At 69.9% G+C, this 15,600-nt stretch carries 15 protein-coding genes; 8 read left to right on the forward strand and 7 right to left on the reverse strand.

All coding sequences use genetic code 11. The annotated features are described in order from the left end of the window. Positions 1-29: 29 nt before the first annotated feature. The 3 genes from ABDZ66_RS10295 to mqnE form a co-directional block, all read right to left on the reverse strand. On the reverse strand, positions 30-890 hold the full coding sequence (locus ABDZ66_RS10295; RefSeq protein ID WP_343758810.1) for a menaquinone biosynthetic enzyme MqnA/MqnD family protein: 861 nt from the start codon (positions 888-890) through the stop codon (positions 30-32). 635 nt (positions 891-1,525) lie between these two features. Then, positions 1,526-1,870 (reverse strand): nuclear transport factor 2 family protein, encoded by a 345-nt coding sequence (locus tag ABDZ66_RS10300; RefSeq protein ID WP_343758493.1) that lies wholly within the window; start codon positions 1,868-1,870, stop codon positions 1,526-1,528. A gap of 4 nt (positions 1,871-1,874) precedes the next feature. Next, positions 1,875-3,023, reverse strand: a complete 1,149-nt coding sequence (gene mqnE / locus ABDZ66_RS10305; RefSeq protein WP_343758495.1) for an aminofutalosine synthase MqnE — start codon at positions 3,021-3,023, stop codon at positions 1,875-1,877. A 113-nt stretch (positions 3,024-3,136) separates the two neighbouring features. On the opposite strand from mqnE, the gene ABDZ66_RS10310 reads away from it, so the two are divergent. The 3 genes from ABDZ66_RS10310 (at position 3,137) to ABDZ66_RS10320 (ending at position 5,906) form a co-directional block, all read left to right on the forward strand. After that, on the forward strand, positions 3,137-4,168 hold the full coding sequence (locus tag ABDZ66_RS10310) for a GGDEF domain-containing protein (RefSeq protein WP_343758497.1): 1,032 nt from the start codon (positions 3,137-3,139) through the stop codon (positions 4,166-4,168). A gap of 257 nt (positions 4,169-4,425) precedes the next feature. Further along, the gene (locus ABDZ66_RS10315; protein ID WP_343758502.1) at positions 4,426-4,824 is read left to right on the forward strand and encodes a DUF3006 family protein; all 399 of its coding nucleotides are present in this window, start codon (positions 4,426-4,428) and stop codon (positions 4,822-4,824) included. Beyond that, positions 4,821-5,906, forward strand: coding sequence for an MBL fold metallo-hydrolase (locus tag ABDZ66_RS10320; protein WP_343758505.1), 1,086 nt, complete (start codon positions 4,821-4,823; stop codon positions 5,904-5,906). The genes ABDZ66_RS10315 and ABDZ66_RS10320 overlap by 4 nt, the downstream gene beginning before the upstream one ends. Positions 5,907-6,072: 166 nt before the next feature. Here the strand turns inward: ABDZ66_RS10320 and ABDZ66_RS10325 are convergent, their stop codons facing one another. Continuing rightward, positions 6,073-6,975 (reverse strand): RluA family pseudouridine synthase, encoded by a 903-nt coding sequence (locus ABDZ66_RS10325; protein WP_343758506.1) that lies wholly within the window; start codon positions 6,973-6,975, stop codon positions 6,073-6,075. Positions 6,976-7,077: 102 nt separating this feature from the next. On the opposite strand from ABDZ66_RS10325, the gene ABDZ66_RS10330 reads away from it, so the two are divergent. Genes ABDZ66_RS10330 through ABDZ66_RS10345 form a run of 4 tightly spaced genes read left to right on the forward strand, consistent with a single transcriptional unit; the run spans position 7,078 to position 10,254 of the window. Then, entirely contained in the window at positions 7,078-7,836 is a 759-nt protein-coding gene (locus ABDZ66_RS10330) for an FAD-dependent oxidoreductase (protein ID WP_343758507.1), read from the forward strand. Then, positions 7,833-8,828 carry a tRNA (guanine(46)-N(7))-methyltransferase TrmB gene (trmB, locus tag ABDZ66_RS10335; RefSeq protein WP_343758509.1) on the forward strand — a complete coding sequence of 332 codons (996 nt, stop codon included), beginning with the start codon at positions 7,833-7,835 and terminating at the stop codon, positions 8,826-8,828. The genes ABDZ66_RS10330 and trmB overlap by 4 nt, the downstream gene beginning before the upstream one ends. Before the next feature lie 33 nt (positions 8,829-8,861). Beyond that, the gene (locus ABDZ66_RS10340; RefSeq protein WP_343758511.1) at positions 8,862-9,746 is read left to right on the forward strand and encodes a class I SAM-dependent methyltransferase; all 885 of its coding nucleotides are present in this window, start codon (positions 8,862-8,864) and stop codon (positions 9,744-9,746) included. A gap of 55 nt (positions 9,747-9,801) precedes the next feature. Then, a complete protein-coding gene (locus tag ABDZ66_RS10345; protein WP_343758513.1) occupies positions 9,802-10,254 on the forward strand; it encodes a hypothetical protein in 453 nt (150 codons plus the stop codon). Between the two features lie 154 nt (positions 10,255-10,408). On the opposite strand, the gene ABDZ66_RS10350 is transcribed toward ABDZ66_RS10345, so the two are convergent. Next, complete coding sequence (locus ABDZ66_RS10350; protein ID WP_343758515.1) at positions 10,409-11,161, reverse strand: peptidylprolyl isomerase; 753 nt, start codon at positions 11,159-11,161, stop codon at positions 10,409-10,411. 107 nt (positions 11,162-11,268) lie between these two features. Here ABDZ66_RS10350 and cmk point away from each other — a divergent pair, with 107 nt between their 5' ends. Then, positions 11,269-11,886 (forward strand): (d)CMP kinase, encoded by a 618-nt coding sequence (gene cmk, locus ABDZ66_RS10355; RefSeq protein ID WP_343758517.1) that lies wholly within the window; start codon positions 11,269-11,271, stop codon positions 11,884-11,886. Positions 11,887-11,951: 65 nt separating this feature from the next. On the opposite strand, the gene ABDZ66_RS10360 is transcribed toward cmk, so the two are convergent. Together ABDZ66_RS10360 and ABDZ66_RS10365 are read right to left on the reverse strand one after the other, a co-directional pair. Further along, entirely contained in the window at positions 11,952-14,648 is a 2,697-nt protein-coding gene (locus ABDZ66_RS10360; RefSeq protein WP_343758520.1) for a S8 family serine peptidase, read from the reverse strand. 38 nt (positions 14,649-14,686) lie between these two features. Continuing rightward, positions 14,687-15,427: a DVUA0089 family protein gene (locus ABDZ66_RS10365; protein WP_343758522.1), complete on the reverse strand. Its 741-nt coding sequence runs from the start codon at positions 15,425-15,427 to the stop codon at positions 14,687-14,689. Between the last annotated feature and the right edge of the window lie 173 nt (positions 15,428-15,600).

Consider the following 15,600-nt stretch of genomic DNA (forward strand, 5'->3'; position numbering starts at 1 on the left):
ATCGGAGTCCAGTTGAACCGCAGGCCGGTTCAGCGCGGGCCGGGGCGGGGGCCGAACGTCAACGGTGCGTGACCCGGCACGGCCTTCGCCGCGAACTCGTGCAGGCCCAGCCGGTCCGGCGCTTCCAGGTGGTAGCGGAAGTTCCACAGGTAATGCTGCACCACCCGCTCCGGCAACCCCAGCTTCCGCGCGTGCCGCGCCGCCACGTCCGCCAGGTGCCCGATCCCGTCGCGCCGCGCCTCCCGCATCGCCTGCACCAGCGCCGCAGGCGGCGGGCGGTCCTTGCGGTACGCCCACACCGCGAACGTGAACGGATGCCCCGTCAGGCGGAACCACTCCTCCGCCAGATCCGTCACGCTGATCCCCCGCGCCGAGTGCGGCAGGCTGGTCATGGTCGTCTCCGGCGTCAGCGGCCCCACCACCCCGTACCACTCCCGCAGCGCACTGTCCCCGATCCGCAGCACCCCGTCGAACCCCTGCGAGAGCAGCGCTTCCGCCTCACCCTCGGCCCGCTCCAGCGTGGGGCTCAGGCCCCGCTCGCGCAGCAGCACCTCCAGCAGCGCCACACTCATCGCCGACTGCGCCGTCAGCGCCACCCGCCGCAACTCCTCCAGCGGGCGCGTGTGAAACAGATTCACCGAGTACACCGGCCCCAGCACCGCCACACTGAAATCCGGCAGGGCCTCCAGCACATCCGCGTTCCGGATGAACTCCACCGCGCTGATGTTCGCGATATCCACCTCACCCGACAGCAGCGCCGCATTCATCTGCGTCGGCACGCCCGTGATCGCCGTCACGCCGGGCGGCAGCACCAGCGAATCCAGAATCGGCGCCACATTCGTGAAATGAATCCAACCCGCGCGGTACGGGTCGGGCGTTCCCCAGTCCACCTGCGCGACCTCTCCGGCGATCAGGGCGGCGCGGCTCCCCGCGTCCCGGACGGGATGCTCGCTGGGCACGGGCGGCCGACTGAATCCGAAGCGCACGGTGCGGCCTTCCAGACTCCTCAGCTCCGGAATCTGCAGTTCCTCCGGGTAGCTCTCGTGGTTCATCTGGCCGTACAGGTACACCTGGGTGTCGTTCACGACTTTCAGGTCTTCTACCCGGTCGCGGTAATTCCAGACGTAATCCTGCGCCACCCCCTCAACCCACGCCGTCACGGGCGCACCCGAGCGGTAGAAGGCATGCCACGCGTCACCCAGGCCGAGTTCCAGCCGGCCGAGCTGCTGCTCTCCCAGCGTGTGGCGTCCGCTGAGCGGATCGGGCGCCGGCCACTCCTGACAGGAGAAGCGCAGGAACTTGAAGCCCCGTGTCCAGTCGATGCGCTGATGAGTGGCGCGGCTGATGACCAACTCACCCCGCTCTGCGCTGTCCGGGCTGGCCTGAGCCCCAAGCCGGAACAGGACACTCCAGTAGGGCGAGGTGACCGGATCGGCGTCGGGCGGGTATGGGAGGACGTGGTCAATCACGCCCTCTACACCGTGTGGAGCGGCCTGACCCGTATCCAGAACGAGCTCGTATTCCGTCACGGGATGACCTGCACGCTGACGGCCTGCCAGTGTCCGTCCTGGCGGGCGTAGACGCGCAGGAAGCTCTGTACGCGCTGACCTGCGGCGTAGAGGGTGCCGCGTGTGATGGCGGTGTCGCCGTGTACCCGGGCGGCGTGCCGTTCGAAGCTGAGGGGGGTGGTGGGGTTGGTCTGCATGCCGGTCAGGAGTTCCTGTTTCGTGACGGGGGTGCCGTCGTGGTAGAAGCCCAGCCAGTCGTCGGCCAGGACGGCGTCCAGCCGGGCCGGGTCGCGGTGGTGGTACGCGGCGTTCCACTGGTCGTCCAGGGCGAGGATCAGGTCGAGGTCGCCGGGTGCGGGCATGGGGTCAGTCGGCGGCTTCGGTGGCCGGGGTGCGGGGGAAGGTCGCCAGTTCGTTGTAGTACGCGTCGCGCAGGACGGGGGTGCGGCCGGCGTGCTGGATCATGCGGATCATGCCCTGTTCGCTGAGTTTCATGGGGCTGGTCGCTCCGGCGGCGTGCGCGATGTGTTCCTCCTGGATGGTGCCGTCGATGTCGGACACGCCCCAGTCGAGGCTGACCTGCGTGAGTTCGCTGCCGATCATGACCCAGTAGCCCTTGATGTGCGGGAAGTTGTCGAGGTAGATGCGGGCCACGGCGAGGTTGCGCAGGTCGTCGAGGCCGGTGGTGAAGTCGGTCTTGCCGAGGTTCTGCGCCAGGGTGTTCCCGAGCGGCTGGAACGCCAGCGGGATGAACGCGTGGAACCCACCGCCGAAGCGGGCCACGGAGTCGTCCTGCAACGTCCGCAGGCGGTCCATGTGGTCCAGGCGTTCTTCCAGCGTCTCGATGTGGCCGTACAGCATGGTGGCGTTGGTGCGCATGCCCAGGGAGTGCGCCTCGCTGTGAATCTGCAGCCATTTCTCGGCCTTGACCTTGTTCTTCGCGACCTGCCGGCGCACGCGGTCGGCGAAGATCTCGGCGCCGCCGCCGGGCATGGCGGCCAGCCCGGCGGCCTGCAGTTCGCGCAGGACCTCCAGGGTGGGTTTCTTGCTGATCTTGCTCAGGTGTTCGATCTCGGCGGCGGTGAAGGCCTTGACCTGCAGGTCCGGGAAGGCCTCGCGCAGGCCGCGCACCATCTCGGGGTAGTACTCCCACCTGTGGTTGGGGTGGTGGCCGCTGCTCATGTGCAGTTCGGTGATGCCGGGCAGGTAGCGGCGGCGGACCTGTTCGGCGACCTGTTCGGGGCTGTAGTCCCAGGCCCGCGCCTCGTTCTTGTGCGCGGCGAACGCGCAGAAGGTGCAGCCCACGTAGCAGATGTTCGTGAATTCCAGCCGCATGGAGTGCACGAAGTACACCCGGTCGCCGTGCAGCTGCTGCTTGCGCAGGTTCGCCAGTCTCATCAGGGTGTTCAGGTCGCGGGTGTCGTACAGCTGCATGCCCTCGGCGAAGGTCAGGCGTGCGCCGGCCTCGACCTTTTCCACGATGGGCGCGAGTGCGGGGTCGGAGAGCCACTTCATGCGTGCAGGATACGCCCGGACGGGGGCCGTGAATGTCCCCATGAACGGAATCCCCGGGGGGTGGGCGGACCGTCAGATTCCTGACAGCGCCGCGTGGGATACTGAGCGGTACCTTGAACCTACATGCCTCCGACGCGCAGCGGCAGATTGCCCGGTACCGGTCCCTGGTACGGGTGACGGCGGCCCTGTCACGGCACGTGCGGACCGATGACCTGCTGCGCGCCATGCATGAGCAGGTGCGGCTGCTGTTCGACACGCCCATCACGCTGCTGGCCCGCTGCGTGCCCGGTGGCGGCTGGCACTGCCTGACGCTGGAGAGCGACAACGTGGCCGAGCAGGACATCGCCCCCCGCCCGGACGGCCTGCTGGAGCGGGTGTTGCGCGGCACGCTGCGCCTGGAGAACGACCTGCCCGCGTACCTGCGCCGCGAGAGCCTGGGCATCGTGCGCCTGCACCACCGGTCGGACCTGCCGCACACCCTGTCGTGGATGGGCGTGCCGCTGCATGCCGGGGAGGTCACGGGCGTGCTGTCGGTGCAGAGTTACGCGCAGGGGGCGTTCACGCCCGAGGACCTGGAGTTCCTGGAGCTGCTGGGCGTACACCTGAGCATCGCGCTGGAGAACGCCGCGCTGCATGAACGGGTGGAACGTGAGGCGCACACGGACCCGCTGACCGGGCTGTGGAACCGCCGGGGTTTCGGGGAGCGCGGTGAGGCCGCCCTGCGTGCCGCGCATCGGGACGGCGCGCGCTTCACGCTGGCGGTCATGGACCTGCAGGATTTCAAGGCGGTCAATGACCGTTTCGGGCACGCGGTCGGTGACGAGGTCCTGACCGGACTGGGGTTGTTGCTGCGCCGACTGACCGGGCGCGGCGCGCACGTGTTCCGCCTGGGTGGCGACGAGTTCGCGGTCCTGCTGCCCGGCGACAGCGGGCAGGCGCGTGGCACGCTGTCACGCTGGCTGGAGGACGTCCGGGGGCACCCCTGGCCGACCGCCGCGCCGCCGCACCTGAACATAGGGCTGGCGCAGGCGCACCCCGGGTATTCCATGAGTGACTGGCTGCGCGAGGCGGACACCCAGATGTACGAGGCGAAACGGCGACGCCTGCACCTGCTCGGCACGGAAGCCGACCGGGCCGGTGACTGAGGCGGACTCCGATTGAATGGGCTGCAAAGCCCGTTCAATCCGAGCGAAGCGAGCAGGAGCAAACCGGGTTCCGGACGTGGAGCTGGCAATCCGGTGAAGTTCCGGATTGTTGGCGAAACAAACGGCAGTCCGTATGAGACGGACGCCGGGGTGACGCAGGGCAGGGCCGTCCGGCTCCGGTGAAGCGGTCCGTCTGGGAGCGGGAAGCGTGAAGTTTCGGGGTGCGGTGGAACCGCCGCGTGCGCTACGCTGCGGACGTGAAGCCTGAACCTGTTCGTCCCGAAACAGAATCGGTGGGAGAGGCGTCAGGGGAAACCCCGCGCGCCGACAGCGCCGCCACGCAGGACGCCCCTGCCGGGAACGCCCCCACCGAGCGCTGGACGGTGGACGGAATCGAGGACACCCCGGCCGGCCCGGTGGCCCGCCTGGAACGCCCGGACGGGCGGACCGTCCTCCGGCCCCTGCCGGACCTGCCACCCGGCCTGCGCGAGGGCGACCTGCTGGCCGTCACCGACGGCCCGGACGGCGTGAGCCTGCAACGGCTGCCGGAAGAGACCGCCGCGCGCCGCCGCGCCGCCCAGACGGCCCTGGACACCCTGAACGCGGCCGACCGCGCCGCCCTGCCCCTGAACGACGACGGAGAGATCACCCTGTGAGTCCCAAGAAACCCGCCCGCGACACCCCCACCGCCCGCAAGGCCAGCGCCCCGCCCCGCGGCGACAGTCCGCGCGTGCCGGCCAGCCGGCCGTCCGGGAAGGCAGCCTCCCCCCGCGCGGGAACGGCCGCGAAGGCCGGGGCGGCCCGGGCCACGTCAGGCCGCGCCGCGCCGCGCCGGGGGGGCGGGCCGCGCCGCAGCGGTCCGAGCGCGTCGGACCTGCTGGGCCTGCTGATCCTGGGCGTCACCGGCACGCTCGCCGCCTGCGGCTGGATGAAACAGCAGGACGCAGGCCCCGCCGGACGCCCCGCCCCCGCGCCGTCCGGCGGGACCGTCACCATCCGCTTCCTGGACGTGGGCCAGGGGGACGCCGTGCTGATCCGCAGTCCCGAGGGCAAGACCGCCCTGGTCGACGGGGGCCGCAGCGGCGAGCGGCTGAGCGCCCAGCTGAAGAAGTACGGCGTGACCCGCCTGGACCTGATGATCGCCACCCACGCCGACGCCGACCACATCGCGGGACTGGTGCCGGCCGCGGCCCTGAAACCCCGCGTGTTCATCAACAACGGGCTGGGCGGCACGACCCAGACCTGGGAGCGGCTGGTGAAGGCCCTGCAGAACGTGGAGGCCACCTTCACGAAGGCCGGCAACCAGACCGTGAATCTGGGCAGCGTGAAACTGCGGATTGTTGCCGCGCCGCCGGGCATGCCGGACGATCAGAACCTGAACAGCGTGGGGCTGGCGCTGCAGTTCGGGGCGTTCCGCGCCCTGATGACCGGCGACAGCGAGACCCAGGAGACCGAGGGCTGGCTGGCGCAGGAACGACCGGACCTGCGCGGTCCCTTTCAGGTGTACAAGAGCATTCACCACGGCGCCAGCAACGGGGACAGCGCCGGCTGGCTGGCGAACGTCCGCCCGGAGAACGTCGTGATCAGCGTCGGGCAGAACAGTTACGGGCACCCGACCGCGGCCGCGCTGCGGCTGTACCGTCAGACCGGCGCGCGCGTGTACCGCACGGACCGGCACGGCACCGTGACCTTCGAGGGCCGCGCGGACGGCACGTACTCGGCCGACACCGAACGCTGATACGGACTGCCGTCTGGTTCGTTCACAGTCCGGAATGGGGGGCGCCGGGGTGGCCAACGCCACGCCCGGCAGTCCTCCGGGCTCCCACGCTGCGGGGCCGCCCTCCGGGTCGCTCCGCCCGGCTGGAGCGGTGCCCGCACGCCGTTCCACCGGCGTCCGTATGGGGTCATCCGCAGCGCAGACCGGGGGGCGGCGGGGCCTCGACCCGCACCTCCTGGCCCGTCAGCGGGTGCCGGAACTGCAGCGTCCAGGCGTGCAGGAGATACCCCAGGTCGCCCGGCAGGCCCGGCAGGTCCGGCAGTGGCAGCCCGCCCACGCCGTACAGCGGGTCGTCCACCAGCGGGTGCCCGGCAGCGGCGAGGTGAATGCGGATCTGGTGGGGCCGGCCGGTGTGGATCTCCACGTCGAACAGCGTCTGCCCGGCGCGGCGCTCACGGACGGCCGCCACGCTGCGTGACGCCTTGCCGGCCGGACTGGCGGCGAACACGCTGCCCAGGCGCGGGTGCGGCACCGGCCCGATGGGCGTGCGGATGTCCAGCGTGTCCCACTCCGGCACGCCCGCGCCGACCGCGCGGTACACCTTGCGGACCTCGTGTTCCCGCCACGCGCGGGACAGGGCCGCGCCCGCCTCCCCGGTGCGGGCGAACAGCACCACGCCGCTCGTGCCGCGCCCCAGCCGGTGCAGCGGACTGGCGCCCGGATAGCGCAGGCGCACCTGCGTGAGCAGCGTGTGCGTCAGGAACCCCGCGCCCGGCAGTGTCGGCAGGCCAGAGGGCTTGCTGACCGCCACGAGCGCCTCGTCCTCCAGCAGCGCCGCGTAGTCCAGCGGGGCCGCCTGCTCCCGCCACGGGGGGCGGTGCCACACGACCACGTCCCCGGCGCGCAGCACCTCGTGCCCGCTCGCCGGCACGCCCCGGACCTCCACTTCACCCGCCGCCAGCCGCGCCGCCCACGTCGCCCCGTCCGAGTGCCGGTACTCGCGCGTCAGGAACGCCAGCACCCGCTCGCCACCCGCGCGTACCTGCGAGCGGAACGCGAACCCGTCATTCGATGGTGCGTCGTCGGACATGCCCTCCAGGGTAAAGGGTTGCGGGTGGCAGGACGTGCGTCGGGGCGCTGCCCACAGCCCACACCCCACGGCCCACAGCCCTGGAAGTTACACTGGAGGGTGATGTTTGGTCCTGTTTCTCCGAGAAGTCGCCCGCAGCCGGGGCACCTGTATGACGTGGCCGTGGTCGGGGCCGGGCTGGCCGGAACGGAACTGGCGTGGCGGCTGGCCCGCGCGGGCCGGGACGTGCTGCTGGTGTCGCAGGCGCTCGATCACCTGGGGAACCTGTACCAGCCGACCACGGCGGGCGTGACGTTCCCCCCGGAGAGTCTGTTCGGGGAGGTGCGCGCCGCGCTGCACCCCGACACGGACGGCTGGACCTTCCACCGCCACCTGAAGGCCCGGATAGAGGAGACCAGCGGCATCCACCTGCTTCAGAGCACCGTCACCGCGCTGGACGAAGAAGAGACGCAGATCGTGCTCTCCACCTGGGAGGGTCCGAAACTCCACGCCCGCCTGTGCGTGCTGGCCGTCGGCGCGTTCCTGAAGGGCCGCCTGCTGGTGGGGGACACCATGGACGAGGCCGGACGCCTGAGCGAGGTCGCGTACGACTTCCTCGCGGACGACCTGACCGCCAGCGGCATCTGGCTGACCGGCAGTGAGCGCCGCGCCGAGGGCGAGGGCGTCGAGCCGCCGTACGACGTGCGCTTCCTGACACCCGCCCCGACCGAACTGGACGGGTTCCGCGTGAACCGCCTGGAGCGCGTGCGGATGCTCGGGCAGTGCACGCCCGGCGAGCACACCTACGGGAGCGTGCTGCGCGACGCCGCCCGCCTCGCCGGTGACCTGCTGACCGACCTGAACGCCGGGGGGCACGCATGATCGCCCGCCTCGGCGACTTCCGGTTCCCCGACAGCGCCGCGCGCCTGTACCCCGCCACCCCGGACCGCCCCTGGGTGCTGGAGGTCGGTTTTGGCGACGGGCGCTTCTGGCCGCACTTCGCGCGCACGTTCCCCGAGGCGCCCAACTACCTGGGCGTGGAACTCTCCGGCGTGTCCCTGCTGAAAGCCAACCGACGCCTGCGGGACGCGGGCCTGGAGAACGCCCTGCTGACCAAACTGCCGGCCGACGTCCTGATCCGCGAGGTGATCCCGCACGCGGGGCTGGACCTGATCGTCGTGAACTTCCCCGACCCCTGGCCCAAGGCCGGGCACACCGACCACCGCCTGCTGCGCGTCCCGTTCTTCCGCATGGCAGCCAGCCGCCTGAAACCCGGCGGGTCCATCCTGCTCACCACCGACCACGACGAGTACTTCGAATTCGCGTGCGAGCAGGCCCACGCCAGCGGCGTCATGCAGGTCGGGATCACCGACCCGCCCGCCGCCGCGCTGGAAACCAAGTACGCCCTCAAGTGGCGCGACCTTGGCCTGGGCGTCAACCACGCCCGCTTCACGCCCACCACCCACCTGCCCGTCCCACACGGACACACCGCGCCCTACCCGGAGGACCCCACCGCCGTGCCCCACGCCGTCCTGACCCTGCCCGACACCTTCGCCCCCCAGACCTTCCAGAAACTCACGGAACGCAACCCCGCCAGCCGCAATGCCGACGAGGGTGCCGGCTGGACCGTCATCCTGCTCGACCTGTACCAGGGACTGCGCCGCGACGGCTGGGTCGTCCTGGCGCACGTCGTGGAAGGCGACCTGACCCAGGAGGTCCTGATCGGCATCACCGCCCGCGAGGACGGCACGCACCTCGTGCGGCTCGCCAAGTTCGGCGGCCCGATCATCACGACCGGCGTGAAGGCCGCCGTGGGCGTCGTCACCCGCTGGCTCGAAGGTCAGGGCGCGGTCGTCAAGCACCACGGGTACTGACCCCTGACGGCGCTGCACTTCACGACCGAACCCATGAGCGTCCTCCTTCCCGCCGTGCGTGATCGGCTGCGCGCGGCGGGCGAGGTGACCCTCGAGGTGCCCGACCCCGACGCGGGCCTGGGCCGCTACGCGGGCGAGGTGACGCGCCACGGCGTCCACCGTCCCTGGCACACCTGGACGGACCTCGCGGACCTGCTCGGCGCGCACCTGCTGACCCCGGACCGGGCAGGGGAGGGGCGGGTGCGCCTGACGCTGCGCACGCACGCCCCGGCCCGCGACCCGGATCACGCCGGGTACGGTCCGGACGGCGACTGGGCCCGCGTGAACAAACTGGAAGACCCGGTGTTCCTGGCGACGTTCACCGAGGCACTGCGGCGCGTGAACCCCCCCCAGGGCGGGCGGGTGCTGGCCCTCGGCGTGAACGCCGGGCATGAACTGGACGCCCTGCCGCTGGCCTTCCCCGGCCGCCCCCTGACGGTGGTGGGCGTGGACCTCGACCCGGCCGCCGCGCAGGCCGCCCGCGAGCGCCACCCGCACGCGACCGTCCTGGCTGCCGACGTGAACGCCCTGCCCCCGGAACTGGGCCGCTTCGACCTGATCCTGGCCCTCAGCCTGCTGCAGAGCCCCGGCGTCACGCAGGACGTGCTGCTGGCCGCGCTGCGCCGCCACCACCTGACCCCGACCGGCGGCCTGATCCTCGGGTACCCGAACGCCCGCTACCGTGACGGCACCCTGTCGTACGGGGCGCGGATGCGTAACTACGCCCGCCCGGACCTGAGCCTGCTGAGCGCCGACGTCACCAATGCCCGGCGCGGCCTGCAGAAGCACGGGTTCAAGGTCTTCGTGACCGGCAAGTACGAGGTGCTGCTGACCGCCATTCCCGCCCAGGCCCGCACGCCCACCGACCTGGACCTGTGAACGCCGGTCAACTTTGCTCGCGGGGCACTCAGCCGTGCGTTAGGGTGGGCCGCGTATGCGTTTCCTGTCCCTGCTGCCCCTGACCGTCCTTCTCGCCGCCTGCGCTCCCAGCGCCACCACCGAAGACACCTTCAAAGGCCCCCTGGTCGAGGGTGAACAGTGGACCATCAGTGGCTCCGACCAGAACAACAAGCCGCTTGATGGGAAGGTCGTGGTGCCCGGCGCTCCCCAGTACGACCGCACGGACCGCGAGTGGTACTACCGTAACGAGGGGGCGCGCATCTACTTCCAGGAGCGCAGCGGCGAGTTCCAGGTCTGGGATACCCGCAACCCCGCCCGCTTCGTCATCTGCATCGTGCGCGCTCCCTACCGCTACGACGAGCAGCAGAGGCGGTTCGCCGGGATCAGTCTGTCCGGCTCCCTGGCCGAGATCAACGCCGTGTTCGCCAAGCTGAGCGGCAGCGGCACCCGCCTGACCGGCGGCGACTGCACCGTCACGCGCCTGTAATACGGACTCCGATTGAATGGGCTGCAAAGCCCGTTCAATCCGAGCGAAACAAACGGAATCCGTATGATACGGACTGCCGCAGTCCGGATCAGGCAGTCATGAAGGCGGCCGCCCCCCTGAACCTGGGGGGCGGCCGCCTGTGCCGGTGGTCGGCTCAGCCCTTGGTCAGGATGCGCACGCTGAGGATCTCGTCGGCCTTGGCATCCGGGATCTCGGCGTTGCTCTGGTCCATGGTGCGCGTCAGTTTCGGCAGGATGTCGTCGCCGGTCACGACCTTCCCGAAGATGGTGTGCTTGCCGTTCAGGAAGTCGGTGGGCACGAAGGTGATGAAGAACTGACTGCCGTTCGTGGCGGGGCCGCTGTTGGCCATGGCGAGAATGCCGCCGCTGTCGAAGGTGAGTTTCTGCCGGAACTCGTCCGCGAAGCTGTAGCCGGGCCCGCCGGTGCCCCACTCGGCCTTCTTGCTGTCGTCCACGCTCTTGGGGTCGCCGGTCTGCGCCATGAACCCGTCGATCACGCGGTGGAAGCGGATGCCGTCGAAGTAGTGGTTGCGGGCCAGGAACACGAAGTTGTTCACGGTGACCGGCGTTTCCTGCTCGTACAGGTCCGCGAGGATCTGCCCGCGGCTGGTGTCGATCAGCGCGTAGTAGTCCTTGCCGTCCGCGAGGGCCATGTCCGGCTCGGCCTTGAACTCGCGCGTGGGTTTATCGGTCAGTGCCGCGACGGCCGTGAAGCCGGCGGGCACCGGCCCGGGCTTGCTCACGTCGGGGGCGGCCGTGTCCTTGGCGGGGGTCTCGGTGGCGGGGGTCTCGGTCTGGGCCGCGTCGGTCTGGGCGGCCGCGTCGTCCTTCTTCTGGCAGGCGGTCAGGGCAAGGAGCGCGGTCAGGATCAGGGCAGCGTGTTTCATCGTTCCCTCCAGTGTAGCGGCCCGGACGGGCGGCGCGTCACGCAGAAGGTGGACGCCGGCCGTCCGGGCGGGGCCAATTCCGGCCGGTGCGGTACACTGCCCTCTTGATGATCGTGACCATTGACGGCGTGGCAGCCAGCGGAAAATCCAGCGTGTCCTCGGGGGTCGCGCAGGCCCTCGGCGTGCCCTACGTGAGCAGCGGCCTGCTGTACCGCGCCGCAACCCTGCTGGGCCTCGAAGCGAACCTGGACCTGCACGACGCGCCGCAGCTGCTGACCCTGCTGGGCACCCGCCCCGTGCACCTGGAACCGCTGGCCGGCGGGAACCGCGTGTGGCAGGCCGGGCGGGAACTCACGGACGAGCTGCACTCGACCCGCGTGGACCGGGGTGTCAGTGTCGTGGCGGCCCTGCCGGAGGTGCGGGCGTGGGTGGACGCCCAGCTGCGCGCCCTGCCCGAACCGTTCGTGGCCGAGGGCCGCGACATGGGGACCAACGTGTTCCCGCACGCCAGCCACAAGTTCTATCTGACCGCCAGCGCCCGCATCCGCGCCGAACGCCGCGCCCGCGAACGCCCGGAGGACGTGCCGGCCATCGAGGCCGCCCTGCAACGCCGTGACGAACTGGACACCGTGCAGAGCGCCCCCGCCCCTGACGCGCTCGTCATCGACACCGGCCCGCTCGACCTGCAGGGCGTGATCGACACCATCCTGACCCGCCTGCGCTGAGCGGCGCGTCACGAACAGCGCCGCCTCCCGACCGGGAGGCGGCGCTGCGTTGTGCGCTCAGGGGTTCAGGGACGCGCGACGATGAACTTCTGGGTGGTGTACACCTCGGTGTCGCTCGCGACGCTCTCGTCACCCTGGGCCTTGAGGGCCTTCAGGCGCAGCTGGTACGTGCCGTTCGCGGCGTTGGTGCCGTTGCTCAGCTTGCCGTCCCAGGCGTAGGTGTTGTAGGCGTCGCAGGTGCTGCTGGTCTGCGCGATGTTGTTGGTGCAGTTGCGGCCCAGGTACTCCTGCTTGAGCAGGGTATCCACGACGGCGCCGTTCGCGTCGAGCAGTTCCATGGTCATCTTACGGACCTGGTGCGAGAGCTGCGCCAGCACGTACGGGGCGTCCTTGGTCAGTTCGGTGGGTTTGGCGGGATCCAGCGCGACGTCCTTGAAGGTGTAGTCGATGGGCGTGGTCACGACCTGCCCTTCCTCGAAGAAGACGTCTTCCTTGTCGTCGAACAGGGCGGGGAAGTTGTAGCTCGTGCCGCTGATCGTCAGGTTCCCGAGCGCCTGGATGCTCTGGTAGTCACCCTTGAAGCCGGCGTAGGGAATCACGAGGTTGCGGCCCTGGCTGCCCTCGAGGACGATGTACCCGCCGTACTGGGCCTTGTCGGGCGCGGCGGCCGGGGGCGTGATGACCACGTTCAGCTCGGTCTCGCCGCCGGCGGGAACCGTGACGTCCACGTCGGCCTTGTCGGCGTCCTGACCGTTGATGGTCATGGTGGCGTAGGCCTGGCTGGGGGTGGGGGCCAGGGTGGTCCCGCCGACCGTCAGGGCCGGGTAGTGGTAGGCCTTGAAGGTCTCGGTGCGGGTCCAGGTGTTCTGCAGGACCACGACCTTGCTGCGCGTGGCGAAGCTGGCACTCTCACCCAGGCTGAGCTTGTTCGGGGTGGCGCGCACGGTGCTGTTGTACGACCCGACGATGTCCACCATGCCGGCGCCCTGGCGCTGCACGTAGTCCGGCAGACCGGTGAACAGCGTGCCGCTGGCCGCGCGGTACCAGCGCAGCGTGGCGCTGTTCATCAGCAGGCCGCGCATGTCCTTGGCCTTGGTGTTCGGGAAGGCCTGCAGCATCAGCGCGGCGGCGCCCGCCACGTGCGGGGAGGCCATGGAGGTGCCGCTGAGGGTGGCGTACCCGCCGTTGCCTTTCTCCAGGGGGTAGGCGCTGCGGATGTTCCCGCCCGGCGCGGCGATGTCGGGCTTGAGTTCCAGGTCGGCACTCAGGCCGTACGAGGAGTACGAGTCGAGGGTGTTCGCCGTGGGGCTCGGGATGTTGATGGTGCCGCTGTTGAAGGTCATGGTGACGCCGCCGGCGATCAGACCGCTGATCTTCGCGCCGTCCGCCGCGCTGCTGAACACCACGGGAATGGTGATGGGCGTCGCGCCCGCCACGGTGGGGCTCAGGTACCCGGCGGTGTTGTTGTACAGGATGACGGCGCTGGCACCGGCGTCCTGGGCGTTCTTGGCCTTCTCGTAGAAGGTGCAGGTGCCGCGGCGGATCAGCACGGCCTTGCCGGTCAGGCTGCCGGCCGCGAAGGGGTTCACGCCGCCGACCAGGCAGCCGTCGTTGGTGGTGGTGGGGGTGCTGGTGGCGAGTTTGGTGACCGGGAAGGCGGCGCCCACCTTGCCTTCCGGCGCGCCGGAGGCGGCAAAGTACGCGACCTTGCTGCCGTCGGGCGTGATGGTGAAGCTCTTGACCTCGATCTCGGTGTTGCTGACCGATGCGACCGAGATCACGTTGTCGCCCATGGTCACGCCGCCCATGGAGTACTGGCCGCTGGCGCCGCTGTTCCCGGCGGACGCGACGACGACCATGCCCTTCTTGACCATGCGGCTGCCGACCTTCGCCGACGGCGTGCCTTCCCAGTTCTCGAAGGCGGACCCGATGCTCAGGTTCACGACCTGCATGCCGTCCTTGTAGGCCTGCTCCAGGGCGGCGATCATGATGTCCTCGCTCGTGCTGCCCTCGCAGCCGAACACGCGGTACGCGCCGAAGCTGACCTCGGGCGCCACGCCCTTGAAGCCCTTGCTGGCGTCGTTGCCGCCCACGATCCCGGCGACGTGCGACCCGTGACCGCCGCAGTCGTCCGCGATCGGGTCGGGTTTGGTGGGCTTGCCGAAGTTGTAGTCGTCACCCACGAAGTCGTACTGCGCGACCACGCGGCCCTTGAAGGCCGGGTGATCCAGGTCGATGCCGGTGTCGATCACGCCGACCTTGATGCCCTTGCCGGTCAGGCCCAGTTCGTTCTGGGCGATGTCGGCGCCGGTCATCTTGATGGCGGAGAACATGTCGGGCGTCAGGGCGTCGGTCAGGTTGACGTCCACCTGCGGCGCGGCGATCTCCCGGACGGGGTACACGCCCAGCACGCCGGGCAGGCGCGACACGCGGTTGATCTCCGCCTCGCTGGCCTGCACGGAGAAACCGTTGAACAGCGTCTGGTAGCTGCGCACTTCCTGGTACTGGATGCCCTGCTGCGCGGCCTGCGCGCGGAAGGTTGCCTGCTGGCTGCTGACGCTCTGCACGCTCAGCACGGTGGGGTCGCCGGCCAGTTCCACGAACCAGCGGGTCGGGGTGTTCGGCGTGGTTTTCAGGATGCTGGCGCGGTTGGCGGTGGGCGCCGAGCCGGTGGGCGCGGAGGCGGTGGGGGCGCTGGTACCGCAGGCCCCCAGGACCAGCGCGAGACTCAGCAGCGAAAGGGATTTGACCGTGTTCTTCACAGGAAGCTCCTTGGGTTCAGAAGTGGGCCGCGGGCTGCTCAGCGGCGGTTCAGGGCGATCTGGTAGGTGTTCGTGACCCGGTCGTTCTTGGCGGTGGGGTCATCGTAGATGTCGAAGCTGGTCACGACGACCGTGTACGTGCCGGCAGCCGGGGCGTTGAAGCGGATCTCGGACTCGAGGCCCGCGCCGCTGTCGTCGTCCTTTTCCAGCACGGTGCGCCCATCGGGCATCAGGATCATCACGTAGGGGTCCAGGGTGCTCTTGGCGTCCACGCTGACGCTCTGCACCGTGAGCTTCAGGGCCTCGCCGGCGGTCGCCGTGAACTTGTAGTAGTCCTGGTCGCGGTCCTGCCCGGTGATGACGCCGCTGATGGGCGTACCGACGCTCAGGGGCGTGGCGGCCGCGACGCTGTTGTTCGGTTCGTTCCGGTCGGCGATGGCGACGGTCAGGGTGTCGGACGCCTGCCCCACGTTGGCGGTGTAGTCGTGCGCCTTGACCGTGAGGGTGTGGGTGCCGTTGTCCGCGAAGGTGTAGGCCTTGCTGGCGCTGTAGGGCGCGGTGGTGTCCGTGGCGATCAGGACGCCGTTGTCGTAGAACTCGACCTTGCTGACGTCGTCGCCGCTGGCGGTGGCCGTCATGGTGACCGTTCCGGCCGCCACCAGGGTTTTCGGAGTGACGCTGAGGGTGGCCGTGGGAGCGGTCATATCGAGGGGGCCGACGCCGCACGAGGTCAGCGCGCCGGTCAGAGCGAGAAGTGAGATGGCACCGAATCGCTTCATGAGAACTCCTTGATACCTGGGGGAACACGCGCGCATCCCCGGGAAGACGGTGGAAGGCAAGGCAGGTCAGACGGACGTGACCGTTCAGGCACCTGATTTGAGATCAGGGTTTGTGTTGCTATGGAAGACAAATATAACCCTCACGCGGCCGCGCCACAAGGGCAGTTCAGAAC

It is taken from the genome of Deinococcus depolymerans, assembly GCF_039522025.1.
Taxonomy (GTDB): domain Bacteria; phylum Deinococcota; class Deinococci; order Deinococcales; family Deinococcaceae; genus Deinococcus; species Deinococcus depolymerans.